The 26,451-nt window shown below is 71.1% G+C and carries 25 protein-coding genes; 12 read left to right on the top strand and 13 right to left on the bottom strand.

The window, feature by feature from the left end:
• Positions 1–17 precede the first annotated feature (17 nt).
• Positions 18–665, top strand: a complete 648-nt coding sequence (locus HZF19_RS17160) for a transglycosylase family protein (protein ID WP_307781207.1) — start codon at positions 18–20, stop codon at positions 663–665.
• Here HZF19_RS17160 and HZF19_RS11005 read toward each other — a convergent pair.
• Positions 656–2,173, bottom strand: a complete 1,518-nt coding sequence (locus HZF19_RS11005; RefSeq protein WP_208028831.1) for a flavin-containing monooxygenase — start codon at positions 2,171–2,173, stop codon at positions 656–658. The two genes, HZF19_RS17160 and HZF19_RS11005, sit on opposite strands and share 10 nt — an antisense overlap.
• Before the next feature lie 103 nt (positions 2,174–2,276).
• Between HZF19_RS11005 and HZF19_RS17435 the strand changes: the two genes are divergently transcribed.
• Positions 2,277–2,657: an STAS domain-containing protein gene (locus HZF19_RS17435; RefSeq protein ID WP_208028830.1), complete on the top strand. Its 381-nt coding sequence runs from the start codon at positions 2,277–2,279 to the stop codon at positions 2,655–2,657.
• Here the strand turns inward: HZF19_RS17435 and HZF19_RS10995 are convergent.
• From HZF19_RS10995 to HZF19_RS10965, 7 genes are read right to left on the bottom strand one after another with little or no spacing between them, the layout of a single operon-like run.
• Complete coding sequence (locus HZF19_RS10995) at positions 2,548–3,252, bottom strand: hypothetical protein (protein ID WP_208028829.1); 705 nt, start codon at positions 3,250–3,252, stop codon at positions 2,548–2,550. The genes HZF19_RS17435 and HZF19_RS10995 overlap by 110 nt on opposite strands.
• Positions 3,249–4,718 carry a class I adenylate-forming enzyme family protein gene (locus tag HZF19_RS10990; protein ID WP_208028828.1) on the bottom strand — a complete coding sequence of 490 codons (1,470 nt, stop codon included), beginning with the start codon at positions 4,716–4,718 and terminating at the stop codon, positions 3,249–3,251. The genes HZF19_RS10995 and HZF19_RS10990 overlap by 4 nt, the downstream gene beginning before the upstream one ends.
• Positions 4,703–5,506: an enoyl-CoA hydratase/isomerase family protein gene (locus tag HZF19_RS10985; RefSeq protein WP_208028827.1), complete on the bottom strand. Its 804-nt coding sequence runs from the start codon at positions 5,504–5,506 to the stop codon at positions 4,703–4,705. The genes HZF19_RS10990 and HZF19_RS10985 overlap by 16 nt, the downstream gene beginning before the upstream one ends.
• Positions 5,503–6,231, bottom strand: a complete 729-nt coding sequence (locus HZF19_RS10980) for an enoyl-CoA hydratase/isomerase family protein (protein ID WP_208028826.1) — start codon at positions 6,229–6,231, stop codon at positions 5,503–5,505. The genes HZF19_RS10985 and HZF19_RS10980 overlap by 4 nt, the downstream gene beginning before the upstream one ends.
• A 7-nt stretch (positions 6,232–6,238) precedes the next feature.
• Positions 6,239–7,525, bottom strand: a complete 1,287-nt coding sequence (locus HZF19_RS10975; RefSeq protein WP_208028825.1) for an acyl-CoA dehydrogenase family protein — start codon at positions 7,523–7,525, stop codon at positions 6,239–6,241.
• 7 nt (positions 7,526–7,532) lie between these two features.
• On the bottom strand, positions 7,533–8,342 hold the full coding sequence (locus HZF19_RS10970) for an enoyl-CoA hydratase/isomerase family protein (protein ID WP_208028824.1): 810 nt from the start codon (positions 8,340–8,342) through the stop codon (positions 7,533–7,535).
• Positions 8,339–9,610, bottom strand: coding sequence for a hotdog family protein (locus tag HZF19_RS10965; protein WP_208028823.1), 1,272 nt, complete (start codon positions 9,608–9,610; stop codon positions 8,339–8,341). Before HZF19_RS10965 ends, HZF19_RS10970 begins: the two co-directional genes overlap by 4 nt.
• Before the next feature lie 214 nt (positions 9,611–9,824).
• On the opposite strand from HZF19_RS10965, the gene HZF19_RS10960 reads away from it, so the two are divergent.
• The 6 genes from HZF19_RS10960 to HZF19_RS10935 all read left to right on the top strand — a co-directional run bounded on the left by HZF19_RS10960 (position 9,825) and on the right by HZF19_RS10935 (position 17,783).
• The gene (locus HZF19_RS10960) at positions 9,825–11,423 is read left to right on the top strand and encodes a FadD3 family acyl-CoA ligase (RefSeq protein ID WP_307781206.1); all 1,599 of its coding nucleotides are present in this window, start codon (positions 9,825–9,827) and stop codon (positions 11,421–11,423) included.
• Positions 11,420–12,289, top strand: coding sequence for a metal-dependent hydrolase (locus HZF19_RS10955; protein ID WP_208028821.1), 870 nt, complete (start codon positions 11,420–11,422; stop codon positions 12,287–12,289). Before HZF19_RS10960 ends, HZF19_RS10955 begins: the two co-directional genes overlap by 4 nt.
• Before the next feature lie 7 nt (positions 12,290–12,296).
• The gene (locus HZF19_RS10950; RefSeq protein ID WP_208028820.1) at positions 12,297–13,484 is read left to right on the top strand and encodes an oxidoreductase; all 1,188 of its coding nucleotides are present in this window, start codon (positions 12,297–12,299) and stop codon (positions 13,482–13,484) included.
• Positions 13,485–13,555: 71 nt separating this feature from the next.
• Positions 13,556–14,128 carry an MOSC domain-containing protein gene (locus HZF19_RS10945; protein WP_208028819.1) on the top strand — a complete coding sequence of 191 codons (573 nt, stop codon included), beginning with the start codon at positions 13,556–13,558 and terminating at the stop codon, positions 14,126–14,128.
• A gap of 72 nt (positions 14,129–14,200) precedes the next feature.
• Entirely contained in the window at positions 14,201–15,040 is an 840-nt protein-coding gene (locus HZF19_RS10940; RefSeq protein WP_208028818.1) for an SDR family NAD(P)-dependent oxidoreductase, read from the top strand.
• Between the two features lie 76 nt (positions 15,041–15,116).
• On the top strand, positions 15,117–17,783 hold the full coding sequence (locus tag HZF19_RS10935) for an AMP-binding protein (protein ID WP_208028817.1): 2,667 nt from the start codon (positions 15,117–15,119) through the stop codon (positions 17,781–17,783).
• On the opposite strand, the gene HZF19_RS17155 is transcribed toward HZF19_RS10935, so the two are convergent.
• Positions 17,673–18,878, bottom strand: coding sequence for a GGDEF domain-containing protein (locus HZF19_RS17155; RefSeq protein WP_208028816.1), 1,206 nt, complete (start codon positions 18,876–18,878; stop codon positions 17,673–17,675). The genes HZF19_RS10935 and HZF19_RS17155 overlap by 111 nt on opposite strands.
• 78 nt (positions 18,879–18,956) lie before the next feature.
• Between HZF19_RS17155 and HZF19_RS10925 the strand changes: the two genes are divergently transcribed.
• From HZF19_RS10925 to HZF19_RS10910, 4 genes are all read left to right on the top strand, one after another.
• Positions 18,957–19,583, top strand: a complete 627-nt coding sequence (locus HZF19_RS10925) for a VOC family protein (RefSeq protein ID WP_208028815.1) — start codon at positions 18,957–18,959, stop codon at positions 19,581–19,583.
• 46 nt (positions 19,584–19,629) lie between these two features.
• On the top strand, positions 19,630–21,018 hold the full coding sequence (locus tag HZF19_RS10920) for an MBL fold metallo-hydrolase RNA specificity domain-containing protein (RefSeq protein ID WP_208028814.1): 1,389 nt from the start codon (positions 19,630–19,632) through the stop codon (positions 21,016–21,018).
• A gap of 150 nt (positions 21,019–21,168) precedes the next feature.
• A complete protein-coding gene (fbp, locus tag HZF19_RS10915) occupies positions 21,169–22,293 on the top strand; it encodes a fructose-1,6-bisphosphate aldolase/phosphatase (protein WP_208028813.1) in 1,125 nt (374 codons plus the stop codon).
• 72 nt (positions 22,294–22,365) lie between these two features.
• The gene (locus HZF19_RS10910; protein ID WP_208028812.1) at positions 22,366–23,733 is read left to right on the top strand and encodes an RtcB family protein; all 1,368 of its coding nucleotides are present in this window, start codon (positions 22,366–22,368) and stop codon (positions 23,731–23,733) included.
• Positions 23,734–23,741: 8 nt separating this feature from the next.
• Here the strand turns inward: HZF19_RS10910 and HZF19_RS10905 are convergent, their stop codons facing one another.
• The 4 genes from HZF19_RS10905 to HZF19_RS10890 form a co-directional block, all read right to left on the bottom strand.
• Entirely contained in the window at positions 23,742–24,146 is a 405-nt protein-coding gene (locus HZF19_RS10905) for an archease (RefSeq protein WP_208028811.1), read from the bottom strand.
• 67 nt (positions 24,147–24,213) lie between these two features.
• Positions 24,214–24,972: a response regulator transcription factor gene (locus HZF19_RS10900; RefSeq protein WP_208028810.1), complete on the bottom strand. Its 759-nt coding sequence runs from the start codon at positions 24,970–24,972 to the stop codon at positions 24,214–24,216.
• 143 nt (positions 24,973–25,115) lie between these two features.
• Positions 25,116–25,826 carry a PP2C family protein-serine/threonine phosphatase gene (locus tag HZF19_RS10895; RefSeq protein ID WP_208028809.1) on the bottom strand — a complete coding sequence of 237 codons (711 nt, stop codon included), beginning with the start codon at positions 25,824–25,826 and terminating at the stop codon, positions 25,116–25,118.
• A 212-nt stretch (positions 25,827–26,038) separates the two neighbouring features.
• On the bottom strand, positions 26,039–26,251 hold the full coding sequence (locus HZF19_RS10890; RefSeq protein ID WP_208028808.1) for a DUF1918 domain-containing protein: 213 nt from the start codon (positions 26,249–26,251) through the stop codon (positions 26,039–26,041).
• Positions 26,252–26,451 lie beyond the last annotated feature (200 nt).

Raw genomic sequence — 26,451 nt, 5'->3', positions numbered from 1 at the left:
CACCGAGGTGCCCCGCCATGTCCATCTTCCTGTCCCCGCGCGCGCTCGTGGCCGCTTTCGTCGCCGTGATGGCCGTCGTCACCGGCGCGCTCCTCCCTGCACCGTCCGGCGACGCCGAGGTCGGCACCCTGTCCACGGGAGCCGAGGGTCGGGCAGGCTCCGGAATCCCGGATGCCAGCCCGGTCGACGCCGAGCAGGTCCTCGCCCACGCACAACGCGAGGCCGAGGCCCGGGCGGCCGCCGAGGCGGCTGCCGAGGAGCAGCGCCGAGCGGAGCTGCGCAGCGCGCTGGAGGCGATCGCGGCTGCTCGGGCACAGGCCGAGGCCGAGGCCCGCGCCGCAGCCGAAGCGAGCACCCGCCAGTTGCGCGAGGAACAAGTGGGCGTCCCGCCGGATGAGTACTGGGACCGGATGGCGTACTGCGAGACCGGGGGCAACTGGAGAATGACCGGCTCGCGCTACAGCGGCGGCCTCGGTTTCTACAACGGCACCTGGGATGCGTGGGGCGGGCGCGAGTTCGCGCCGCTCGCCGGCCAAGCCACGAGAGAGCAGCAGATCATCGTCGCCAACCGGGTCGCCACGCAGGGCTACCACGGTCCTCGGGGCTACGTCGCCCCGGTGGGGTACTCGGGCTGGGGCTGCACCAGGAAGATCGGCTACCCCTGAACGCGTCCGGCGGGATCGCCTGGCCGGGCGACCCGCCGCAGCTCGAATGCACCGCGCGCCGGCTGGCGCGTCCGTGCCCAGTAGCGGACCGTGGTGTGGGGCCAGTTGTTGGTGACCTTGCCGAACTCGTTCTTGTACCAGCTCTTGCAGCCCGACTCCCACACCATCTGGTGCATGGCCCGTTGCAGCTCGCGGTTGTAGCGGGCCATCACCTCCGCCCGGACGTCGAGGTTGCTGCGCCCCGCCTCGAGCATCCGGTCGACCAGCCGCATGACGTAGTGCACCTGGCACTCGATCATGAAGATGATCGAGTTGTGCCCGAGGTTGGTGTTCGGCCCGTAGAGCATGAACAGGTTCGGGAAGCCGGAGATCGCGATGCCCAGGTATGCCTCCGCGCCCTCTCGCCAGACCTCCTCCAACGAGCGCCCGTTGCGCCCCTTGACCACCAGTGGGGCGAGGAAGTGGGTGGTGTCGAAGCCGGTCCCGAAGATGATCGTGTCCACGCCGCGCAGGACGCCGTCGGCGGTGACGATGCCCTCGGGAGCGATCCGCTCGATCGGGGTGGTCACCAGCTCGACGTTGTCGCGGGTGAGCGCCGGGTAGTAGTCGCTGGAGATGAGTAGGCGCTTGCACCCGGCAGGGAAGTCCGGCGTGAGCGCCTCACGCAGCTCCGGGTCGTCGATGACCGATTCCAGGTATCGCTCGGCGAGCCGCTCGATCAGGCGCCCGAGCCGCGAGTCGCGGCGCATCATCGCGAAGCGCGACTCGTAGCTCGCGTACAGCCAGGCGCGGTAGAGCCGCATGACACCCGGGACCTCCCGGAACAACCGCTTGGTGCGCTCCGAGTACGGCGGGTTGATGCGGGGCAGGATCCAGTTCGCAGAACGCTGGTACACGTGGAGCCGCGCCACCTTCGGCGCGATCTGGGGGATGAACTGCACGCCGCTGGCCGCATTGCCGATCACGGCCACCCGCCGACCGGTGAGATCGTGGGTGTGGTCCCACCGGGCGGAGTGAAAGGTCGTGCCCTGGAAGGTCTCGAGGCCCTCGATGTCGGGGACGTAGGGGCGGTTGAGCTGGCCGAGTCCCGAGACCACGACATCGAACCGCCAGTGCTCACCGGACCGGGTGTCGACGATCCACTCCCCGGTCTCCTCCTCCCAGGTGAGCGCCGTGACCTCCGTGTTGCATCGCAGGTGGTCGCGCAACCCGTGAACGTCCGCACAGTGCTCGAAGTACTCGAGGATCTCGGGCTGAGCCGCGAAGTGCTGCGACCACTCCGGCCACAGCTCGAACGAGTACGAGTACAGATGCGACTTCGCGTCGCAGCAGGCTCCCGGATACGTGTTGTCGCGCCAGGTGCCACCGACCCCGTCGGTCTTCTCGAAGATGACGAACGAATCGATCCCCCTCCGCCGGAGCGCGATGGCCATGCACAGTCCACCGGCCCCCGCACCCAGGATGGCGACCCGTGGCGTGGTGCTGTTCTCGACCCGTCGACCTGTCATCGGGCCCACCCTACGGGATGTATCGTGGGCTCACCCCGTGCGACCCGCCCCCGGCACGATCGACCAGGCATGACCCGTCATCGCCCCCGGGTAGGGAGCTCGTGTGGAGCGAGACCCGGTCGTCCATGTGGTGCGCGCGCCCGAGAACCTCGACGCCTCGACGGTGCCCGTCTTCGGGCGCCGACTGGAAGAGATCCCCGAGGGCGCAGCCGTCGACGTCGATCTGGCCGGCGTCGAGTTCATCGACTCGTCGGGGCTGCGGTTGCTGCTCATGGAGACCGCGCGGCGAGAGGGCGCGGCGTCCCCCGCCCGCCACCTCCCCACCCGGCGCCCGACGGCGAGGACCGACGGCGCTCCTGGCCCTCGCCAACGGGTCAGTCGTGGAGTGAGCCCGAACCATCCCGCTCGGGAAGATGCGGCGTGCCGTCCCGCATCGGCGGGAACTCGTAGGTGGCCGCGGTGGTGGCCCGAACGATCGCCGTGACGTCGGGCTCCGGGAGGGTCTCGGTGGTGTCGTCGATCACCACCTCCCACCGGCAGTGCGGCACCCGGTCCGCGGGCTTCCGGGGTGGGCGGTGCACGGGGCGGATCCGGGCCTTCGGGTTCACGGCCTGCGCCGTGTAGTCGAAGGTGCCGTCCTCGATGTGGTGACACATGCTGGTGACTGCCTTCGGCCCGTACGGCTCCACGTCGAGCAGCGCCCCGCACGAGGCCAGCTCGAAGAAGCCGTGGTGCTCGTCGACCACCTCGTATCGGACGTCCATGTAGTGCTGGGCGAAGCCGGGATCGACCTGCAGCACCTTGAAGATGGCCTCGACGTCGTCGCCTTCGATGTTGAGGATCCGGCGCAGGCGCTCGCCGTAGATAGGGCTGGCACCGCGCCACTCGTCGATCGCGATCTCCTGCACCGCCTGCTGGCCGTAGCGCATCCCGATGGCCGTGAAGACCGACCGGTCCAGGAGCTGCACGATCAGCGCGTACTCGCGCACGAGCCGCACGAGTGCTTCCTTGGAGAGGTCCTCGTAGCGGAAGTCGGGATCGAAGGGGCCGGAGTAGTCGTCACGCTCGCTGGTGGTCATGGTCGCTCCTCGGATGGGATGGCGGTCAGGTCAGCTCCGGCCGTCGCCAGCGCAGCGGAGACGAGCTCCGCTCGCTGGACCTTGCCGATCTCGTTACGGGGAAGGGCCCGGATGGGGACGACGCGCGCCGGAACCTTGTAGGCGACGAGCTCGTCCCGGCAGTGGGCCACGAGCAGCGCCGCGAGATCCGGCGGTGGTGGCCAGGTCCTCGGGACGACGAAGGCCACCGGCACCTCCCCCAGCCGCCGCTCGGGCACCCCCACGACCGCCACGTCGGCAACGGCTCCCGAGCTCCTGATGACCTCCTCGACGTCGGCCGGGAACACCTTGAACCCGCCCCGGTTTATGAGATCCGAGACCCGACCGTCGATCCACACGAACCCGTCGTCGTCGATGTGGGCCAGATCCCCGGTGCGGAGCCACCCGTCGGGTGTGAGGCGGTCCGACAGGTCGACGGTCACGCCGCCGGCGCGCATGGCCGCGGTACGCACGCACAGCTCGCCGTCGTCGATGCGGACCTCCACCCCGTCATGGGGCCGACCGATCGATCCCAGCTTGTCCGTCCCATGGGCGCGGGCATCCGCGGCGTTCCAGCCGATGATCTCGCCACCCAGCTCGGTCTGCCCGTAGCTGTTGAGGACGGTCACCCCGAAGCGGTCCGTGAACCGGCGGGCCTCGCTCGGCGAGAGTGGAGCCGTGATGCTGCGCACGAACCGCAGCGGCGAGAGGTCCCCGATCGCCGGGTCGTCCGCGAGCGCGCAGAGCGCAGCCGGCGGCAGGACCGTGGAGCGGATCTGGTGGCGGCGCACCAGCTCGGCGAACGACGAGGGTTCGAACTGCTCCATCACCACCACCGGCGCCCCGACGCGGAAGGCGAACAGCACCGTGTACAGCCCGGCCCACAGCGACAGCGAGACCGGTACCAAATTCGGCATGGGTTCCTCGTCGCGACGCTCACCGGCCACCACGCCCAGCTTGGCCAGGACCCCGTCGATCTGGCTGAGCACGGTGTCGTGGCGCAGCGGGACCGGCTTCGGTGGACCGGTGGTGCCGGAGGTGAACTGCACCAGGGCGATCTCCGCCGATCGCGGCGGCACCTGTCGTGGGCGAGGGGTGCGCTCGACGGTCGGCACACCGTCGCGCAGGCAGACGGTGGCCACCGTCCCGGCCGCCTCGGCCTGCCGCTCCCGCTCGGCCACGGGAGCTCGCGGGTTGAGGGGGACGTAGGTGGCGCCCGCCCGCCACACGCCGAAGAGGGTGGCGACCAGCTCGCCACCGTTCGGCAGGCTCACCCCCACCCGGTCGCCGCCACCGATGCCCTGCGCGCGCAGCTGCTCGGCGAGCGCTGCCGCCGCGGCGCTCAGCTCGGCCGCCCGCCAGGTTCGCTCGCCGATGTGGACCAGCGGGCGATCCGGTGGCTCTGGCGGGTCGGGGAGCAGGTCCCCGAGAGTCACGGGCGCTGCCATCGCGGTGGCCGCTTCTCGGCGAAGGCCCGCGGCCCTTCTTCCTGGTCGGGATGCCCCCACAGGCTGACCAGCTCCTTCGCCCCGGCGCGGCAGGCTTCGGTGAGCCCGGTCTCCAGCGCGCCCCACAGGGCCCGCTTCGTCGCCGCCATCGCCGCGGGCGAGTTGCGAGCGATCTTCTCCCCCAGCTCCTGCGCCGCGTCCCGCAGGCGCTCGGGGGGGTCGACGACTTCGCTGATCATCCCGAGCTGGTACGCGCGGGCCGCGCTCATCCGCTCGTGACGTCCCACCAACGCCATGCGCATCACCGCCTCGACCGGCATCTTGCGCAGCAGGCCGATCGCCTCCAGCGCGACGACCTGGCCGATGGAGACATGGGGGTCGAAGAACTCAGCGTCCGAGGCGGCGATCACGATGTCGGCGTCGGCGACCCAGTGGAAGCCGCCACCCGCGCAGATCCCGTTCACGGCGGTGATAACCGGCTTCCAGACCTGCTGGTGCCACGCGGTGAAGTGCAGGTCGAGCTCCTCGAGGGAACGGCGGTAGCGCTCCATCCCGATCCCGTCCGAGGCGATCTCGGTGACATCGACGCCGGTCTGGAAGCAGCGGCCCTCCCCGCTGTGGACGATCACCCGCACCTCGGGGTCCGCGTCCAGCTCCTTCCACGCCACCGCCAGCTCGTCGCGCATCAGCGCGTTCATGGCGTTGAGCTGGTCGGGGCGGTTGAACAGCAACCACCCCACCGGTCCCCGGCGCTCCACGATGAGGGTCTCGAACGACGAGTACGTCACAGGTTCTCCTCCACGAGGATCGAGGCCCCGATCCGGCGAGCCTCGGTGAGCCCGGTCTCCAGCGCGGCCCACAGGGCCCGTTTGGTCGCCGCCATCGCCGCGGGCGAGTTGCGGCCGATCTTCTCCCCCAGCTCTTGCGCCGCGTCCCGCAGGCGCTCGGGAGGATCGACCACCTCGCTGATCACCCCCAGCTCGTAGGCCCGGGCCGCGCTCATCCGTTCATGGCGACCGGTGAAGGCCATGCGGGCGATCGGCTCCATCGGGGACTTGCGCACCAGCGCGATGGTCTCGAAGGCGCTCACCTGCCCGACGGAGACGTGGGGATCGACGAACGAGGCGGTCGACGCGGCGATGACGATGTCCGCATCGGCCACGAAGTGCAGTCCACCCCCCGCGCACACCCCGTTCACCGCCGCGATGACGGGCTTGTGGACCTGGTTGTGCCATGCGGTCAGGCGCAGCTCGGCCCGCCTGGTGCGCCGGGACTGCTCGGCGAGCGCGGCGGGGTCCCGCGACAGCTGCACGACGTCCAGCCCGGTCGAGAAGGCGGGCCCTGCTCCGGTGTTCACGATCACCCGCACCGCCTCGTCAGCAGCCAGCTCCCCCCAGGCTCGCTCGAGTTCGCCGAGCATGACCGCGTCCATCGCGTTGCCGGCGTCGGGCCGGTCGAAGACCAACCATCCCACCGGCCCCCGCCGCTCGACGATCAGCGTCTCGTACCCCATGGCCATCTCAGCTCCGGGGCACCTCGCGCCAGGGCACGTCGCGCCAGGGATCCGGCTCCCGGGGCAGGCCCAGGACCCGCTCCCCGAGAATGTTCTTGTTGACCTCGGTCGTGCCGCCTTCGATCGTGTTGGCCCGGCTGCGCAACATGCCCCGCACCTCGTAGGACAACGTGTCCTCGTACGGTGCCCCGGCCGGCGCCTCCCAGGCCATCGCCCGCGCCCCGAGCAGGTCGGTGGCCAGGAGCTGGGTCCGCTGGTTGAGATCCCCCTGGTGGACCTTGCCGATCGAGCTCTCGGGGCCGGGCGGGCGTCCCGCCGCCAGGCCTGCCCGCACCCGCTCGTTGGTCCAGCCCCGGATGCACTCCTCGCTGTAGAGCCGCATGAGGCGGTCGCGCACCAGTGGGTCGGCGATGGCCCGACCACCGGCGGGTCCCGTGCCCTCGGCAGCCAGCCCGATGAGCCGCCGGGTGCCGGAGCCCCCGATGCGGTCGACCCCGCCGGAGCCTTGGCCGGCGACCATCTGGCGCTCGCCGGACAGCGTCGCGCCAGCCACCCGCCAACCGTCACCCACGGCACCGACCCGCTGGTGGTCGGGTACCCGGACCCCGTCGAGGAACACCTCGTTGAAGTCCACCTCGCCGGTGATGTGCCGCAGGGGCCGGACCTGCACGCCTGGCTGGTGGAGCGAGAGGAGGAAGTAGGTGATGCCCTCCCGCTTGGGGACGTCGGGATCGGTGCGAGCCAGCAGCACAGCGAAGTCGGCCCGGTGCGCCCAGGTGGTCCACACCTTCTGGCCGGTCACCACCCAGTCGTCGCCGTCTCGCACCGCCCGGGTGGCCAGCGAGGCCAGGTCGGAGCCGGCACCGGGCTCGCTGAACAGCTGGCACCACACCTCCTCGTTGCGCACGATGGGCGGCAGGAAGCGCAGCCGCTGCTCCTCGGTGCCGTGGGCGAACAGCGCCGGGGCGGCCAGGTTGAGACCGAGCGGGTTCAAGCGCCCCAGGTTGTACGGCGCCAGCTCCGCCTCGATGGCCCGGGCCACCTCCCGTCCCACACCCAGCCCGCCGTAGGGCACCGGCCAGGTGGGCACCACCAGGCCGGACGCGCCGAATACCGGATACCAGGCCTCGTACGCCTCCCGCGGGCGCACCTCACGGATGGCGGCGGATCCTCCCGCAGCGGCCTCGCGCCAGGCGGCGGGCACGTGCTCGGCCACCCAGGCCCGCACGATCGCCGCCGCCTCGTCGACCTCGGTCTCCGGGGTGATCGGCACCCGGCCGGTCGCGTCGATCACTTCTACCTCACCGCCCACCGAAGCGGGGTGGGCGCTTCTCCCGGAACGCCTGCAGACCCTCGCGGAAGTCCTCAGAGCGCGACGAGAGCTCCAGGCCGAACGCCTCGGCTCGGAGTTGCTGCTCCAGCGACGCGTCGTACCCCGCGTGGAGGAGCCACTTGGTCAGCCCCAGGGCCACCGTGGGGCCGGCGGCGAGCTCGTCGGCGAGACGGGCTGCCGTGTCCTGCACCTGCGGATCGGGAACCGCGGCGTGCACCAGCCCCCACTCGACGGCTTCGCGACCGTCGAGCCGGCGACCGAGGAGCAGCAGCTCGCGGGCGCGCACCAGTCCCACCAGCCTCGGTACCAGCCAGGTGGCCCCGCTGTCCGGGGTGAAGCCACGGGTCAGGAACGGCTCCCACAGGGTGGCGTCCTCGGCCACGATCGTGAAGTCGGCGGCCAGAGCGAGCTGTAAGCCGATGCCGGCCGCCCACCCTCGCACCGCGCACACGATCGGTGTCTGCACGGTGAGCATCAACGGGATCAGCCGGTGAGCGAGCGAGGGGACCCGCCGCTGCACGCTGCCCACCCGAGGCCGGCCCTCGCCCTCGGCGTTGCGGGCCACGATGTCGGCGCCGCCGCAGAAGTGCTCGCCCTCCCCGGCCAGCACGATCGCCCGCACCTGCTCGTCACGCCCGGCGAGATCGATGGTCTCGACGAGCGCAGCCATCATCACGTCGTCGATCGCGTTGCGCTTCTCCGGCCGGTCCAGCACCAGCCGCAGGACCGCGCCGTCGAGCGACACCCGGAGCCCCTCGGCCGACTGGTAGCCACTCACCGGTCGAACCTCGCGGCGATCGCCTCCAGGACCCCGGCCAGGTCATTCGAGCCCCCCGGTGGGTCGGGCAGGCGCACCGGGCCGTGCTCACGGCTCGGCAGCAGGATCGTGGCCGCCCCGGGGGTGGTCAGCTCACCACGCTGGTTCTCGGCCCGAAGCTCGACGTCCACCGCGGGCCGATCGCCCTCGGCGAGGTACCGACGGGTGACGGTCCCCCGCAGCCACTGGGTGTCGCCCACGTAGTTGAAGCGCCGGAACTCACACTCCAGCCGGGCCAGCCAGGCGTCGTCGCCCATCCAGTCGGTGCAGAGGTGGATGAGCCAGGTCTCGCGCATCCGGCCGTAGTCGAAGGTGGTGGGGTTGCCGGCCCGCTGGGCGAACGCCGGATCCCAGTGGACCCGTTGCATCACGTCGGGGACGTTCAGCTCGTCGCGGTGGTAGAAGCGCGGGATCCGGGCCCGGTTGCGCGCCCCCAACCGAAAGGGCTTGATCCCGTAGAGGCCCATGCCCATCCCCACGTGCCAGCAGATCATGTCGGTGACCGTCAACGGTCCCTTGACCATCGGCCCGAGCTCGTCGCCCTCGGCGACGTCCTCCCACCAGCGAGGCTCACCGCCTCGGGGTCGCTCCTTCGCGTACTGGGCTTCGATCTGGGCGATCTGCTGGTCGGTGTAGGGCGCCAGCGCCACGTCGTCGTACTTCTTGCGCTCCCGGGCCTTGCGGCGCTCGGTGCGGATCATCAGGCGGTACTGCCCGGCGAGCAGGGTGCCTTCGTCGTCCCGGAACGCCTGAGCGGTCCACTCGTGCACCGCCCGGCCCGCGAACTCGCTCGGCTTGTCGAGCACCCCGACCAGCGCGTTGCGGCGCCACACCCGACGGTCGGGGCGCAGCGGCGCCCACCACTCGCGCACGCTGGCGGCGTAGAACGCGTGCACCCCCCGCAGCGGGTCGCCCCTCATCAGCTCGCGCTGGGCGGCCGGCACCTCCGAGACCTCGTCCTCCCCGATGAGCGTGTCGCCACCGACCAGCACCGGGGTGGCGATCAGCCCACCCCACCGGGTCGAGGCGGCATAGACGGGGTCGGTGTAGAGCGGGTTGTCGTCGCCGTAGGCCTCGGCCACGTGGCGGAAGGCGTCCTCGCCCGGCCGGCGGTAGTGGGGGGACACCGGATGCGGCTCTGGCACGCCGATGCGAGCCCGCAGCCGCTCGATCGCCTCGTCGGTGATCACACCCGCAGGCGCGGTGGCGGCCCGGCCTTCCCCAGTCATGCGCGAGCCAGCATCGCGCTATGTGAACGGTGGTTCAAACGACAGGACGCTCGTTCGCGGCTCCCGAGTTGGGTACTGTCGCCGCGACGAACGCTGCCCGTCCGGCGTGCGCGGGGTGCGGGGACGCCTCCGAGACCTCCGTGCACCACCAGCCGCTCGCACCGGCGAGGACAGGCGAGGACAGGACGGCAGGGACAGGAGGCGAGGGATCGACGTGGCTGACGGTGCTGCCGAGCGGGGCGAGGAACAGCCGGACCTGCCGCCATCGGTGCCGCTGGTGCTCGAACGGGCCGCGGCCCGCTTCGCCGGCCGCGAGGCACTCGTCGACGGTGACCTGCGACTGAGCTTCGAGGGCCTGCTGGAGCAGGCCGACCGAGCGGCTCGGGCCCTCGTGGCCTCGGGGATCCGGCCTGGCGAACGGGTGGCGATCTGGGCACCGAACCGAGCCGAGTGGGCGATCGCCGCGCTCGGCACCTACCGGGCGGGCGGAGTCGTGGTGCCCCTCAACACCCGGTTCAAAGGGCACGAGGCCGCCTACATCCTGCGGCGCTCGGGGGCACGCCTGCTGTTCACCGTGACCGACTTCCTCGACACCGACTACGTCGAGCTGCTCCGAGGCCAGGAGCTGCCGGCACTGGCCGAGACCGTTGTGGTGGGGGGCTCGGTGCCGGGGGGGTGCATCGGCTGGCAGGGCTTCCTCGATCGCGGGGACGCCATCGACCGGTCGCAGGTCCTCGAGCGGGTCCGGGCCATCCGCAGCGACGACGTGTGCGACATCCTGTTCACCTCCGGCACGACCGGTCGACCCAAGGGCGCCATGCTCACCCACGGGGCGTCGATCCGGGCCTACGACAGCTGGGCCAGCGTGGTCGGGCTGCGCGAGGGCGACCGCTACCTGATCGTCAACCCGTTCTTCCACGCGTTCGGGCTGAAGGCCGGCATCCTGGCCTGTCTGCTCAAAGGTGCGACGATCATCCCCCACCCGGTGTTCGACGTGCCCTCGGTGATGCGCCGGGTGGCGGAGGAGCGGGTCACCATGCTCCCGGGACCGCCGGCGATCTACCAGACCATCCTCGACCATCCGGACCTCGCTTCCTACGACCTGTCGACCCTCCGCCTGGCGGTGACCGGCGCCGCGACGGTGCCCGTGGAGATGATCCGGCGCATGCGCGACGAGCTCACCTTCACCACCATCGTCACCGGCTACGGGCTGACCGAAGCCACCGGCATCGCCACCATGTGTCGCCACGACGACGACCCCGAGACCATCGCCCGTACCGCTGGGCGGCCGATCCCGGGCGTCGAGGTGAGGCTGGTCGACGAGCGTGGCCGATCCGTGCCCACCGGTGAACCCGGCGAGGTCCTGGTGCGCGGCTACAACATCATGAAGGGCTACCTCGACGACCCCGAGGCCACCGCCGCCACGATCGACCCCGACGGGTGGCTGCACACCGGCGACATCGGGGTGCTCGACGAGCGGGGCAACCTGCGGATCACCGACCGACTCAAGGACATGTTCATCGTCGGGGGGTTCAACGCCTATCCCGCCGAGATCGAGAACATCATGATGGAGCATCCCTCGATCGCCCAGGTGGCGGTGGTCGGCGTGCCCGACCACCGCCTCGGTGAGGTCGGCAAGGCGTTCGTGATCCCGCGCCCGGGCGCCGAGATCGACCCCGACGCCCTGATCGGGTGGTGCCGGGAGCGCATGGCCAACTTCAAGGTCCCACGCTCGGTGGAGGTGGTGGAGGCCTTCCCGCTCAACGCCAGCGGGAAGGTCCTCAAGTACGAGCTGCGGGACCGATCCGGTTGAGCACCGACCCGGCGCCAGCGCTGCCCGTTCGCCGGATCCGGTTCGAGTACCCGGACGACCTCGACCCCGCCTGGAACCGACGACTGCCGGAGTTCGCGTTCGGGGCCAACAGCGTCTCGCTGCTCATGCCCTACGCGGAGCCCTACTTCATCCGCTCGATCCGCGCCGCGCTCCCCCAGCTCGACCCGCGGCTCCGACCCCAGGTGGAGTCGTTCCTGCGCCAAGAGTCGGGCCACTACCGCCAGCACCGCCGCTTCAACGACCTCGTCGCCAGCCGCTATCGCGGCATCGCCCGCCTCGAACGCTGGATCGGGTGGTCCTACGGCTGGCTGGGGCGCACGCGCAGCGTCCGGTTCAACGTGGCGTTCGCCGCGGCGAGCGAGACGATCGCCTTCGCGCTCGCCCGCTGGTCCGAAGCCCATCTCGACGAGTTCTTCGACGACGGCGACTCGATCGCCACCACGCTGTTCCTCTGGCACCTCGCCGAGGAGGTGGAGCACAAGAACGTGGCCTACGACGTGTTCGAGGCGATCGACGGGTCACGAGTGCGCTACTCGCTCGCCATGCTCACCACCTTCACCCTGCTGGCGTGGTTCGCCACCATCGGTACCCTCCTGATGGTCCTCGGCTCGGGCCGGGCGCTCAAGCCGGTGACTTACGTCCGGTTGCTGCGCTGGTCGGTGAGCCTGGCGTTCGCGGTGCTACCGGTGATGGCGGCCTCGGCGCTACCGGCTCACCATCCCCGCGACTTCGCGGACCCGGTGTTCCTGCCGACGTGGCTGAAGCAGTACGACCCCGCGACCGGGACGATGCCTCTCTGGCGCGCACCATCCGCCGTTCGTCGGGGGCTCACCTCCGGGCCATGATGAGACCATGACGACCACGGTCCCCGACCCCTTCGCTCCCGCCCGGCTCGGCCCCGTCTCCCTGCGGAACCGGGTGATCAAGGCGGCGACGTTCGAAGGAGCGACCCCTGATCACGTGGTCAGCGACCGGCTGATCGAGTTCCACCGGGCGGTGGCGAGAGGCGGCGTGGGCATGACCACGATCGCCTACTGCGCGGTGTCACCGGAAGGGTGCGGCACGCCCAACGAGATCATCCTCGACGAGGCGGCCGTGCCGGGGCTGGCCCGCCTGGTCGAGGAGATGCACGGCGAGGGCGCGGCCGTTTCGGTGCAGATCGGCCACGCGGGCGCGGTGGCCGCGGCCACCGGCCACCGGGGGCTGTCGCCGTCGCGGATCTTCAGTCCCCTGGCGATGCGGTTCACACGGGCCGTGACCCCCGACGACATCCGTCGCATCACCCATGACTTCGCCGACGCCGCCCGCCACGTCGCCACCGCGGGCGCGGACGCCGTGGAGCTGCACTTCGGGCACGGCTACCTGATCAGCGAGTTCTTCAGCCCCAAGCTCAACAAGCGCACCGACGAGTGGGGCGGCTCCCTCGAGAACCGCAGCCGTTTCGCCCGCCAGGTCGCTTCGGCGGTTCGGGAGGCGGTGGGCGATCGTCTGGCCATCATCGCCAAGCTCAACATGGCCGACGGCGTGCCCGGCGGCCTGTGGCTCGACGAGAGCATCGAGATCGCTCGCCTGCTGGAGAGCGACGGGAGCCTCGACGCGCTCGAGCTCACGGCCGGCAGCTCGTTGCAGAACCCGATGTACCTCTTCCGCGGCGAGGCGCCCATCCACGAGATGGCCCGGGTGTTCCCCCAGCCGATCCGCACCGGCTTCAAGTTGTTCGGGAGCCGGTTCCTGCCCACCTACCCGTACGAGGAGGCCTACCTGCTCCCCTATGCCCGCCAGTTCCGGGCCGCGCTGTCGATGCCGCTGATCCTGCTCGGCGGCATCAACCGCCGCGACACCATCGAGCACGCGATGCGGGAGGGCTTCGACTTCGTGGCCATGGGCAGGGCGCTGCTGCGCGAGCCGGACCTCGTCAACCAGCTCCGGGACGGCACCAGCGACGACGGCCTGTGCATCCACTGCAACAAGTGCATGCCCACCATCTACCGCGGCACCCGCTGCGTGCTGGTGCCCGTACCGCCGCGGGCGACGACCTGACCTGCGCTCATCGACGACACGGCCGGTGATCGCGCTGGATCCCGACCGGCTCGTCCACCACACTCGTCGGGATGACCACCGCAGGCGGCGATCGGCCCGAGGGCACGGGCGGCGAGGATCTGCTCGGGGTGCACCTCGAGCGCATCCGCCAGGCACCGGCCGACCACGGCATCGTCGAGCTGGTGGTGCGCCGTCCCGCGGTCGACCAGCGTGAGGTGCTCGACGAGGCTCAGCTCGACATCGCCTCGGGGCTGGTGGGCGACTCGTGGTCGACCCGCAGCAGCTCGCGCCGGCCCGAGGGCCCCGACCCGGACCGGCAGTTGACGCTGGTGAGCGCCCGGGTGATGGAGCTGCTGGCGGGCCCGCGGGACCGCTGGCCCGAAGCAGGCGATCAGCTCTACGTGGACCTCGACCTGAGCGAGGCCAACCTCCCTCCGGGCAGCAGGCTCGCCATCGGTGAGACCCTCATCGAGATCACCGCCCAACCACATCGGGGCTGCGCGAAGTTCAGCCGCCGCTTCGGCGCCGACGCCGTCCGGCTCGTCAACTCGCCGATCGGCTGCGCGCTCCGCCTGCGGGGTGTCAACGCCCGCGTCGTGCGCGGTGGCGCGATCCGCCGGGGCGACACCATCTCCAAGGCCTGACCGGCGCGCACGGCACCGCCCATCGAGCGCCCTTCGTCGTAGGATCCGGTCCGCTCAACGAAGGAGACCCTTGTGAGCCACCAACCGTTCGCCGGCACCGTCGCCCTGGTCACCGGCGCCGCCCGCCCCCGGGGCATCGGAAGGGCCACGGCACGTCGCCTGGCCGAGCTGGGGGCCTCGGTCGCGTGCCTCGACCTGGCCCGGCCCTACGAGGACGCGCCGGCGCACGGCACCGCCACCGCGGACGATCTCGACGCGGTCGTGGGCGAGATCGAAGCGCTGGGCCGGCGGGCCGTCGCGGTGCGCGCCGATGTGTCGGACACCGAGCAGGTCGAGGCCGCGGTCGCCGCGGCGACGGAGGCCCTCGGCACCATCACCGCGGTGGCCAACGTCGCCGGCGGGAGCGGGCCCGGCTTCGGTCTCGGGCCCCTCGTGAGCCTGCCCCACCACGAGTTCCGGCGCGTGCTCGACGTGAACCTGGTGGGTACGTGGCTGGTCTCGAAGGCCTGCGCGAGCCGCATGATCGACGCGGGAGTGCACGGCAGGATCTGCAACGTGTCCAGCCAGGCGGGCAAGCGAGCCTTCCCAATGCTCGGTGCGTACTGCGCCGCGAAAGCCGGGGTGATCCTTCTCACCCAGTGCCTGGCGCTCGAGCTCGGTCCGTCGGGGATCGCGGTCAACGCGGTGTGCCCCGGCACCGTCGACACGGACCTCATCAACCCCGGTGGGCTGTTCGAGTCACTGCTCGGCGGCCCTGCGGGGCTCGAGGCCTACCTCGAACGCGAGATCCCGCTCCGAAGGCTGCAGACGGCGGAGGAGATCGCCACCGCGATCTGCTGGCTGCTCTCGGAGGAGGCCGCGGCCATCACCGGTGAAGCCGTCAACACCAGCGCGGGCCAGACGATGGTCTGAGGGCCACGACGGGCCGGCCGCAGGTCCCGACCCGACATTTCGGGCACCCTCTACTCTTGTATTAGGCTGACCTAACATGACGGTCGCCACTCGTGAACGGTACCGGGCCACGCCCACACCCTTCGCCGCGGACCTGGGCCGCCACGGCGGTCGCCTCGCGCTGGTCACCCCGGAGGGCCGGACCCTCACCTACGCCGAGCTGGGCCGCCGCAGCCAGGAGCTCGCCGACCGCCTCGGTCCCGTGCGCCGGCTGGTGCTACTCGAAGCCGGCAACGACCTCGACTCCATCGTCGCCTACCTCGCCTGCTTGGCCGCCGGCCACCCGGTGCTGGTCACCCCGGCTGGCTCGCCGTTCACCGCGCGCCTGACCACGCACTACGACCCCGATGTGGTGCTCTCGGCGGGCCAGGAGGGCTGGTGGGTCGACGAACGCCGGGAGGGGACCCGCCACGATCTGCACCCCGATCTCGCAGTGATCCTCAGCACCTCCGGCTCGACCGGCTCGCCGAAGCTCGTCCGCCTGTCGCAGGCGAACCTGCAGTCCAACGCCGTGGCCATCGCCGAGTACCTGGGGCTGACCGAGCGCGACCGCGCGGCCACGACGTTGCCGATGGCCTACTGCTACGGCCTCTCGGTGATCAGCAGCCACCTCAGCCAGGGAGCCAGCCTGCTCGTGACCGGTCTCTCGGTGGTCGACACCTGCTTCTGGGACGCGTTCCGCCGGGAGCAGGCCACGAGCTTCGCCGGGGTGCCCCACACCTTCGATCTGCTTGACCGGGTCCGTTTCGAGGAGATGGATCTCCCGCACCTGCGCTACGTCACCCAGGCCGGCGGCCGCCTGTCCCCCGAGCGGGTGAGACGGTATGCGCAGCTCGGTCGCCGCCGGGGCTGGGACTTCTACGTCATGTACGGCCAGACCGAGGCCACGGCCCGCATCGCCTACCTCCCACCCCACCTCGCGGCCAGCCATCCGGGCTCGATCGGCGTGCCCGTCCCGGGTGGATCGCTGGAGATCGAGCCAGTCGACGGGCTACCCGCCGGCGAGGGCGAGCTGGTCTACCGGGGGCCGAACGTGATGCTCGGCTACGCCGGGTCACCGAGCGACCTGGCGCTCGGCCGTACCGTCGAGGTGCTCCGCACCGGCGATCTGGGCCGGCGCAACGCGGACGGGCTCTACGAGATCACCGGGCGGGCACGACGCTTCGTGAAGCCCTTCGGCCTGCGGATCGATCTCGACCGGGTCGAGCAGGTGCTCGCCGAGCAGGGTCACACTGCCCTGTGCACCGGTGACGATCAGCGGCTGCTGCTGGCGGTCGCCGGCTCCGAGCCCGGGGCCGGCGCGACCGCCAGCCGGCTCGTGGCCCGCTGCTTCGGCCTGCCCCCTGCCGCGGTGCAGGTGCGGCTGGTCGGCGCGCTGCCCCGGCTGGCCACCGGCAAGCCCGACTACGCCACCGTGGCCTCCTGGTTCCCTCTAGTCCCCGACGGACCGCTTCCAGCCGGCCCGCCCCGCGACCTGCCCTCCTGTGCCTCTCGAGCGAAGCCCCTGAACGACGAGTTCGCCCGGGTGCTCGGGTGCGAGGTCGCCACCGACGCCGACACCTTCGCGGATCTGGGCGGGGATTCGCTCTCTTACGTCGAGATGTCCGTCCGCATCGAAGAAGCCCTCGGGTACCTCCCCGAGGGCTGGCACGTGATGCCCATCGGCGAGCTGAACCGCCTCGAACCCCGCCGCCGGCCAGCAGGCTCGCAAATGGAGACCAGCGTCGCGCTGCGGGCGCTGGCCATCGTGGGCGTGGTCGGCACCCACGTCGGCCTGTTCGACCTGCTCGGCGGGGCCCATCTCCTGCTGGCCATCGCGGGGTTCAACTTCGCCCGGTTCCAGTTGACGTCCGCCGACCAGCGACACCACCTCCGTCGAGCGTTCGCCACGATCGGGCGGATCGCCGTGCCCACCATGGCCTACGTCGGTCTGCTCCACCTCGCCTCCGACCGCTACACGGTGGCGAACGTCCTGCTGGCCAACAACTACCTGGCCGACGGGGTGTGGCGGTACTGGTACTGGTTCATGGAGGTGCTGGTCCAGGTCCTCCTCTTGGTCGCGGTGGTGTTCGCGGTCCCGGGGGTGCGGCGGCTCGAGCGCCGTCACCCGTTCCGGTTCGCCCTGGCGGTGCTGTTCGGAGCGCTCGCGCTCCGGCACGTCCCGATGGGCGATCCGGCGAACGACATCTACCGGACCCACTCGGTGCTGTGGCTGTTCGCGCTGGGATGGCTGGTGCACCGGTCCACGACCGCCCACCAGAAGGCACTCGTGAGCGTGCTGGCCGTGCTCGCGGTCCCGACGTTCTTCGCCGAGCCCTCTCGCAACGCCGTCGTGACCGCCGGCATCCTGGCCGTGCTGTGGGTCGGTTCGGTGCGGGTACCTCGCCTGGCCGGCCGGTTGCTCGCGGCGCTGGCCGCCTCGTCGATGTACGTCTACCTCGTGCACTGGCAGGTGTACCCCGTGCTCGACCGGCACCTGCCGGCTCTGCCGGTGACGTTGCTGACCGTGCTCGCCGGTATGGCCGCGTGGCTCGCCGTGAGGGCGGTGGAAGGGGGCGTCGCCCGCGCCTGGCGGGCGGGGACCCGGCTGCTGTCAGCTCCGGAGGCCCTCCGCGCCCTTGCGTGCCCGCTTGACCCGGTACATCGCGTGGTCCGCGTGATGCAGCAACGCCGGCAGCGAGGCCCCGTGATCGGGAGCCCGTGAGATGCCCACGCTGCCGCTCAGCGACAGCAGCTCGGCCCCGACGAGGTACGGGTCCTCGAACACCGCCAAGACCTTGCGCACCAGCCGATCGACGACCTCGCCGCGGGGGATGTGCGGGAACAGCACGACGAACTCGTCGCCACCGAGCCGCACGACCAGGTCCGTGCCCCGCACCGCCGCCTTGAGCCGGGCGGTGAGCTGCACGAGCAGCTGGTCGCCGACTGCGTGGCCCCAGGTGTCGTTGATGGCCTTGAACCCGTCGAGGTCGACGAACAGCAAGGTGAGCCCGTCGAGACACCCCCGGCGGTCCTGCTCGAGCTGCACCCGGCGCTCCAACGCCGCCCGGTTGCCCGCACCCGTGAGGGGATCAGTGAGGGTCTGGCGCTGGATCTCCTCCAGGAGTGCCGCGGCCTCCAGCGCCACCGGGGCGTGATCCCGGCTCTCCGCCGCCAGCTCCCAGGCCCATTCCTGCAGGCGCTTGACCCGCTCGTGCCAGGGATCGAGCTCGGTACCCGGGAACGCTCGCGACCGCCAGCGCAGCTGGAAGAGACAAGCCTCGTCGCCACGGTTCACGCAGCTGGTCTCGACCACGGTGCCCGACATCCCCCGCAGGCTCGGGATCAGGGCGTAGACCCCGCTGAGCAGGCGGCAGAAGAACCGTGTCCGGCCCTTCTCCGTCGTGATCACCAGCACCTTCGCCTCGTGCTCACCGCACTCGATCACGTTGGCCGACCGCAGGTCACTGGCGGTGTTCACGCTGGCCACCACGGCCTCGATGAGCTCGGCCAGCGGCACGTGGTTGGGCACCAGGAGCAGCCCCCGCTCCTGGAGCACCCGGAACAGCTCCTCACCCGTCCGTCGGCCGATGTCGGGCTCGTGGCACAGCTCCGCCACCGCGATGGCGATCGCCAAGACCACTTCTACCTCGACCCATTCCTCCCAGTTCTCCACCACCTCCAGGACCAGCTCGGCGCCGACCCGATCCATCACCTGCTTGACGCCGTCGGGGCCCAGCGCGCGCTCCACGTAGAGCACCAGCACCGCCGCGACGAGGCCCGAGAGGTCGCCTTCCTCTGGCTTCGCGCCATCCGCCACACCGCTCTATCGGCACGCGCCGGACCGCGGTGAACCCCGGCCGAGCCGATCGGTGGGAGCTGTCTCTACGCTGGCAGCATGAGCAGCTCCTCCGGCTCCGGCCCAACCTCCCGTGATTCCTCCACGCCCATCTGGCGTGGGATCCACCACCTCGCCCTGGTCACCACCGACATGGACGCCACCACCCGCTTCTGGCACGGTGTGCTGGGTGCGCGGCTCGTGGTGACCCTCGCGACCGATGCCTTCCGCCACTACTTCTTCGAGGTCGCCCCCGGGTCGACGGTGGCGTTCTTTGAGTACCGGGACCAGCCCGTGGAACGCTACGCCAAACCCGCGGGGGTGCCGTTCCCCCAGGCGTCGCAGTTCGACCACTTGTCCCTGGGGCTGGCCGACGAAGACGCCCTGCACCGTTTGCGCGACCGCCTCGAGGCCCACGGCTGCGAGGTGACCGACGTCATCGATCACGGCATCATGCGGTCGATCTACTTCACCGACCCCAACGGCATCGCGCTCGAAGCCTCCTGGTGGACCCTGGACGCCACCGGGCGCCCCGCGGACCACGCCGACCCCCGCTTCTTCTCCGACCCCGAGCCCGTCCCCGCCGTCGCGGAGATCGCCCGCGCCGGCACCGTCGAGTCCACCCCACGCACCGAGCTCGTCTCGGAGATCACCCGCGACCTCTACAAGCCGGGCGCCACCGGTTGAGCCGTGGCGTCCCGTACCCGCGGGCGGGCCGGCCTACGATCCCGCGATGGCCGCTCCCCGACTCCGCTTCCTCGGCGGAGCAGGAACCGTCACCGGCAGCCGCTTCCTGGTCGAGACCGAGCCCGGGCGGGTGCTGGTCGACTGCGGGCTCTTCCAGGGCCTGAAGCGGCTCCGACTCCTGAACTGGGCGCCCTTCGCCGCCGACCCGGCGAGCATCGACGCGGTGGCGATCACCCACGCCCATGTCGACCACCTCGGCTACCTCCCGGCACTGGTGCGCGACGGCTTCCGGGGGCCGATCCTCGCCACCCCCGCGACGATCGAGCTCGCCGGCATCGTCCTTCGCGACGCGGCTCGCCTGCAGGAGGAGGAGGCCTCCTACGCCAACCGAAAGGGCTTCTCCAAGCACCATCCTGCCCAGCCGCTGTACACCAGCGACGACGCGGAGCAGGCCCTGTCCCGCTTCACCCCCCTCGAGTTCCACACCCTCGCTTCTGCCGGTCCCGGTGCCACGGTGCGGATGCGACCCGCCGGCCACATCCTCGGCTCGGCCACGGTCACGCTCAGCCTCACCGACCGCGACCGCACGATCCTCTTCAGCGGTGACCTCGGACGGGACTCCCACCCGCTCCTGCGTGGCCCCGCGCCCCGGGAGGCGACCGATGTCGTCGTGGTCGAGTCGACCTACGGCGACCGCCGGCACGACGACCAGCAGGTGAGCCTGGACCGGATGGCCCGGGTGATCACCCGGACCGCCGAGCGAGGGGGCACGGTGATCATCCCGGCGTTCGCGGTCGACCGCACGGAGGTCGTGCTGTTGGTGCTGCGACGCCTCCTGGCCGAGGGCCGCATCCCCCGGTTGCCGGTCTACGCCGACAGCCCGATGGCCCTCGCCGTCCTGGACGTGTACCGCAAGGCCGTCGCGGCGGAGGACCCCCAGCTCCGGCCCGGGTTCGGCGACGGTGATCCCTTCGACGCCGGCGACCTGCACGAGGCCCACACCCCGGAGGAGTCCATCGCCCTGAACGAGCTGACCTACCCCTCGATCATCATCTCCGCCTCGGGCATGGCCACCGGTGGGCGGGTGCTGCACCACTTGGCGAGGTGCCTGCCCGATCCACGGAACGCGGTGATCCTCGTCGGCTTCCAGGCCGCGGGCACCCGAGGCGAGCGGCTCGCCGCCGGCGCGCCCGCGATCAAGATGCTGGGGCGCTACGTGCCGGTGCGCGCAAAGGTGCTCGTCGTCGACGCGTTCTCCGTGCACGCGGACGCCGACGAGCTGGTGACCTGGCTCACCGCCGCGCCCCCGCCCGAGACGGCCTACGTCGTGCACGGGGAGCCCCGAGCGAGCGCCACGCTCGCCGACCGGCTGGCGGGCGACCACGGCTGGACCGCCGTCGCGCCGCGCCAGCTCGAGTGGGTCCGCCTCGACTGATCCCTGCCGTACCGGCCTCCGTTCGGGCGGGGCGGCATGACCGGCAGTGGCGCCGATCCGGAGGTCACCCGGCTCGGCGGGGACCTTCGCCCCTTGTTCCGGGAGAACGACTCCCCCCAGCATGGGTACGAAGCGCAGAGGAGGTAGGGCATGACCACGCTCAGCATCATCAAGGCGGACACGGGCGGGTTCGTCGGCCACTCGGCCGTCCACCCCGAGATGGTGGAGGTGGCGGCGAGCGCGATCGACGGGGCCCGCGGCGACCTCCTGCTCGACGGTCAGGTCGCCACCTGCGGCGACGATCTGGCGCTGGTCATGCTGCACGCCCGTCCCGCCGACGATCCCGCGGTGCACGAGTTCGCGTGGGAGGTCTTCACACAGACCACGGCGGTGGCCACCCGCCTCGGCCTCTACGGGGCGGGGCAGGACCTGCTCTCGGAGGCCTTCAGCGGCAACCTCCGGGGCATGGGACCGGGCTACGCGGAGCTCGAGTTCGAGGAGCGGCCGAGCGAACCGGTGATCTGCTTCTTCGCCGACAAGACCGAGCCCGGTGCGTGGAACCTCCCGCTGTTCAAGATGTTCGCCGACCCGTTCAACTCTGCCGGGCTGGTCATCGACGCCAAGATGCACGAGGGCTTCCTGTTCGAGGTGTACGACCTGTACGAGGACAAGCGGCTCACCTTCGACTGCCCGGCGGAGATGTACGACCTGCTCATGTTCATCGGCGCCCCTGCCCGCTACGTCGTTCACCGGGTGATCTCGAAGTCCCTCAGAGAGACCGCCGCCGCGACCAGCACCCAACGGCTGTCGCTCATCGCAGGCAAGTACGTGGGCAAGGACGACCCGGTCATGATCGTGCGCTGCCAGTCGGGCCTCCCCGCGGTCGGCGAGGTGCTCGAGCCGTTCGCGTTCGCGTACGGGGTGGCCGGCTGCATGCGCGGCTCGCACCACGCACCGCTGATGCCGGTCGCAGCCAGCGACGCGCACCCCTCACGCTTCGACGGACCCCCACGGGTGGTGGCGCTCGGCTACCAGGTCCATGGCGGCCGTCTCGTGGGCCCGCGGGACCTCTTCGACGACCCCGCCTTCGATCGGGCACGGGTACAGGCGAACGACATGATGGACTGGTTCCGCCGGCACGGCCCCTTCGAGCCCCATCGCCTGCCGCTCGACGAGCTCGAGTACACGACGATGGCCGCGCTGGAGAAGCGCCTCGCCGATCGTTGGCAACCGATCCTCTCGCCGACAGCCGACCAACGAGTGATGCGGCGCTGATCCGCGGGAGCCGTGACGGCGCAGCTCGTCCCCGATGGGCCCTGCCGCTTCCGGCTCCCGCGGAGCGGCCCGATGCGAGTTCCCGGCGTCGTGTTCGCCTCCGAGGCGCTGCTGGCGGTGGCCGGTGACGACCGGTCGCTCGAGCAGGTCGCGAACGTGGCCACCCTTCCCGGCATCGTCGAGGCTTCCTACGCCATGCCCGACGTGCACTGGGGGTACGGCTTCCCCATCGGTGGCGTGGCCGCCACCGACATCGATGCCGGCGGCGTGGTCTCCCCGGGCGGCGTGGGCTTCGACATCTCCTGCGGTGTCCGCCTCCTCGTCTCGCCCCTGACGGTCGGCGAGCTGGCACCGAAGATGCCGCAGCTGATGGACGAGCTGTCCCGGCGCATCCCGCGCGGGCTGGGGCGGGGCGCGGTCTGGCATCTGGTCGGCGCCCGGGAGCTGGACCGGATCCTCGAACGGGGCGCCGAGTACGCGGTGGCGAGCGGGTACGGCACACCCGAGGACCTCGAATGGTGCGAAGACCACGGCACGCTGGAAGGGGCGGCGGTCGCCGGTGTGAGCGAGCGAGCCCTCGAGCGGGGGCTCCAGCAGGTCGGCAGTCTGGGATCGGGTAACCACTTCCTCGAGGTCCAGGTGGTCGACGAGCTCTTCGATGCGACGACCGGATCGGCGTTCGGCCTGGAACAGGGCCGTGTCGTGGTGATGATCCACTGCGGAAGCCGGGGCCTCGGTCACCAGATCTGCTCGGACCACGTGAAGGCGATGCGACCGGCGATGGATCGCTACGGGATCGAGATCCCCGATCCCCAGCTCGCATGCGCGCCCGTCCGCTCGCCGGAGGGAGTGGCGTACCTGGGGGCGATGGCGGCCGCGGCGAACTACGGCCGCGCCAACCGCCAACTCCTCACGCATGCCTGCCGTCAGGTGTTCGGCCTGGTCGCCGGCACGGAGCGCCTCGAGCTCCTCTACGACGTCTCGCACAACCTGGCCAAGATCGAGACCCACGAGATCGATGGCGTGCCCCGGCGTCTGTGCGTCCACAGGAAGGGCGCGACCCGGGCGTTACCTCCCGGCCATGAGGCACTACCCGCGGGTCTCCGCCAGGTCGGCCAACCCGTCTTGATCCCGGGTTCGATGGGTACCGTCTCCTACGTGCTGGTCGGCTCGGAGACCGGTGGAGCGTTCCACTCCGCTGCCCATGGCGCGGGGCGGGTCATGAGCCGGCATGCCGCGGCCCGCCAGACCCGCGCCGACCGCCTCCGGCAGGACCTCGAAGCCAGGGGGGTGGCGGTCCGGGCCGCGTCCAGCCGGGGGCTCGTCGAGGAAGCGCCGGCGGCCTACAAAGACGTCGACGAGGTCGCCCGGGTCTGTGAAGAAGCGGGGCTCGCACGGCGGGTCGCGCGCCTACGCCCGATCGGCGTGGTCAAGGGCTGAAGCAGCCTCTACACGTCGACCAGGGCCCGGCACCACCATCCGTCCCGGTCACGGAGGCGGAACTCCAGCCCGTGGCGGGAGACGCCTTTGGGCACCGCCCCGATCAGCTCGACCGACTCGGCGGGCACGGTGTCGAAGGTGCCCGCCACCCCCTCGGCGTCCACGGTGAGCTGGACACCGAGTGGCACCACCTCCTTGGTCTCGACTACGTAGATGACCTCCTCGAGCAGCGCCACCACCTGGTCCTCGTCGGTGCGAGCATCGATCGTGAACGGGATCGCCACCACGGCATCGGGCTCGGTACCCGGTTCCGGTTCGACGAACGACTCCACCAGCGCGAGCACCGCGTGCTCCAGGCACTGCCCTTTCGTGGGGGCCCAGGCCTCGATGATGAGATCAGCCGTGTGGGGCACCACTCGGTGGCCCGCTGGGGGCGATGAGGGCCCGCGGTCATTGCCGTTCATGATCGCCGTCGCCTGGTCATCCGGGGTTCTCCGCCACCAGCTTGTAGCCCAGACCTCGGACGGTCACGATGCGCCGGGGCCGTGACGGGTCGGCTTCGATCTTGGCCCGCAACCGGCGGATCTGGGTGTCGATGAGCCGGCTCTCGCCCAGGTACCCGTGGCCCCAGACCCGCTCGAGGAGCTGCTGGCGGCTGAGTACCCGGCCGGGGTTCGCTCCCAGCTCACCGAGCAGGCGGAGCTCGGTCCGGGTGAGCGCGACCGGGCGGCCCTCGAGCAACACGACTCCCTCGTCCATGCGGATCTCCAATCCTCCGACCCGCAGCACGGCGGGCGTCCGCCCTGCACCCGCCCGCCGGAGGACAGCCCGGATGCGGGCGGTGAGCTCGACGACGCTCACCGGCTTGACCAGGTAGTCGTCAGCGCCGGCGTCTAGGGTGTCCACCACCGCCCGGGTCTCGGCGACGGTCGAGGTCACGATGATCGGCACCTGGCTCACCTTCCGGATCCGCCTGCACACCTCCTGCGTCGCGCTCGGGTGCCCGGCCAGATCGATGACGATGACGTGGGGCTCCACGACCCCCACCCTGCTGGCGGCATCCTCTTCTGCCACCATCGCCACCACCTCCACCCCCTGGTGCCACAACGCGTCGCGGACCCCCTGCCTGGGCACCGGGCGGTCGGCGACGACCAGCACCGAGATCCTCGGCTTCGGCGACCGTCCACCGAAGAAGGCCATGGCGTCGGTCCCCCAGCCCGACGTGGACGTCTCTGCCATCGACTCCCTCACTGCATCGGGTCGAGAGCACGATCAGCGCCCCTCGCCTCACCATGTTCGGAGCCGAGCGCCTCGGCCCCTAGGGACCAACGTCCCGTGATGAGGTGCCAGGTGGACGATGTGCGTACCCGATGCCGAGCCGATCAGTCCACGAGGGTCAGGTCGAGGGGTGTCTGGTGGGGCGCGGAGACGGGTTCTACCCGGTGCAGCAGCAAGGTCGTGTCGTCGGACTCGGTTCCCGATCGCTCCTCGGGCGCCAGGTCCGCGAAGAGGAAGTCGGCGAGCTCATCGAGCTCGTGCGGGCCACGAGCGAGCGTGCGAGCCAACCGATCGATGCCGTCGGTGATCGACTCCCCACGACGCTCGATGAGACCATCGGTGTAGAGGGCCACGAGCGCGCCCTGCCGGACCGGCAGCGCAGCTGCGGCGTACGTGGTGACCTCCTCGACGCCCATGGGGATGCCCACCGGGACCCTGAGCGCGGTGGCGCGGGTACCGGTCATGACGATCGGGGGGAGGTGGCCGGCCGAGACGATCGTGGCCCAGTTCCCGCTGATCTGCACGCAGCAGCACGTGCCGAAGACGCCGCCGCGCACCATGGAGGTGTTCAGCTGCGCCAGGGCGCTCCACGGGGGCTTCCCGTCCCAGAGCGCACTGCGCAACCTGGCCCGCATCTCCCACATGGCCGCGGCGGCCGAGGCGTCGTGGCCGACGATGTCGCCGACGACGAGCACCGGACCGCGACGCGAGGAGATCACGTCGTACCAGTCACCCCCCGGGCCGGCCTCGCCCGAGGCGCTCCGGTAGCGCGCCACGGTGCTGCCGCTGCGATGTCGCCCCAACACTGGCGTCACCCGTTCTGCAAGGCCCATGACCACCCCCCGAGGGTCGAACCCCGCCCCTCACGAATGCGCCGTGACTCACGCTACGACGGGGAAACGTCAAACGAAAGGGCCGTGGCGGAAACGACACGAGCTTGACGCGCTGCGGCCACGAAGCGGAGCGGTGCCGATGCTGCCGGTGTACACCGTGCCTAAACGGCGCCCGCCGCGCGCCCGGCGACCTGCTAGAGGGGTCCCCCTTCCTGAGCCGGGCGAGGGTGCACGACCTCCGCATCGCTGCCCGGCCAGAAGAGGTGCTGGCCCTCCGCGTCGTCCCACTCGACCAGCCACGGCGCTCCCCCATCGCTGCCCCGAACCTCGACGATCCGGCCGACCCGCTCGTGCTCACCCACCTTGTGCCCCCGGATCACCAGCTTGTCCCCGACCTGTGCCCTCATCGCCACGTCCTTGACCTCGCAACCGGCGCGCCCGCGCCGGACCGTGCACCGACGACCATCCACTACCCCACCCGGCGGTGGGTGAGTCGTCTCCCGGTCACTTCGGGGGCACCTGGTTCGGGGCTGGATCAGCCGCGGGTATCGAGGAGCTGGCAAGATCGGCAGGCACCGGCCACCCGGCAGGTGGCCATCGTGCTCGC

Origin of the sequence: Rhabdothermincola sediminis, from assembly GCF_014805525.1 — a bacterium.
Taxonomy (GTDB): domain Bacteria; phylum Actinomycetota; class Acidimicrobiia; order Acidimicrobiales; family Acidimicrobilacustridaceae; genus Rhabdothermincola; species Rhabdothermincola sediminis.
The sequence above is the reverse complement of the archived record's forward strand: the minus strand, read 5'-3'. Positions and strand labels throughout refer to the sequence as shown.

Coding starts and splice junctions, on each gene's coding strand:
- HZF19_RS10945 (WP_208028819.1), top strand. CDS start 13,556: ATGACCACCGCAGGCGGCGATCGGCCCGAGGGCACGGGCGGCGAGGAT.
- HZF19_RS10910 (WP_208028812.1), top strand. CDS start 22,366: ATGCGAGTTCCCGGCGTCGTGTTCGCCTCCGAGGCGCTGCTGGCGGTG.
- fbp (WP_208028813.1), top strand. CDS start 21,169: ATGACCACGCTCAGCATCATCAAGGCGGACACGGGCGGGTTCGTCGGC.
- HZF19_RS10890 (WP_208028808.1), bottom strand. CDS start 26,251: ATGAGGGCACAGGTCGGGGACAAGCTGGTGATCCGGGGGCACAAGGTG.
- HZF19_RS10900 (WP_208028810.1), bottom strand. CDS start 24,972: ATGGCAGAGACGTCCACGTCGGGCTGGGGGACCGACGCCATGGCCTTC.
- HZF19_RS10925 (WP_208028815.1), top strand. CDS start 18,957: ATGAGCAGCTCCTCCGGCTCCGGCCCAACCTCCCGTGATTCCTCCACG.
- HZF19_RS10950 (WP_208028820.1), top strand. CDS start 12,297: ATGACGACCACGGTCCCCGACCCCTTCGCTCCCGCCCGGCTCGGCCCC.
- HZF19_RS10990 (WP_208028828.1), bottom strand. CDS start 4,718: ATGGCAGCGCCCGTGACTCTCGGGGACCTGCTCCCCGACCCGCCAGAG.
- HZF19_RS10920 (WP_208028814.1), top strand. CDS start 19,630: ATGGCCGCTCCCCGACTCCGCTTCCTCGGCGGAGCAGGAACCGTCACC.
- HZF19_RS17160 (WP_307781207.1), top strand. CDS start 18: ATGTCCATCTTCCTGTCCCCGCGCGCGCTCGTGGCCGCTTTCGTCGCC.
- HZF19_RS10995 (WP_208028829.1), bottom strand. CDS start 3,252: ATGACCACCAGCGAGCGTGACGACTACTCCGGCCCCTTCGATCCCGAC.
- HZF19_RS10935 (WP_208028817.1), top strand. CDS start 15,117: ATGACGGTCGCCACTCGTGAACGGTACCGGGCCACGCCCACACCCTTC.
- HZF19_RS10980 (WP_208028826.1), bottom strand. CDS start 6,231: ATGGGGTACGAGACGCTGATCGTCGAGCGGCGGGGGCCGGTGGGATGG.
- HZF19_RS11005 (WP_208028831.1), bottom strand. CDS start 2,173: ATGACAGGTCGACGGGTCGAGAACAGCACCACGCCACGGGTCGCCATC.
- HZF19_RS10965 (WP_208028823.1), bottom strand. CDS start 9,610: ATGACTGGGGAAGGCCGGGCCGCCACCGCGCCTGCGGGTGTGATCACC.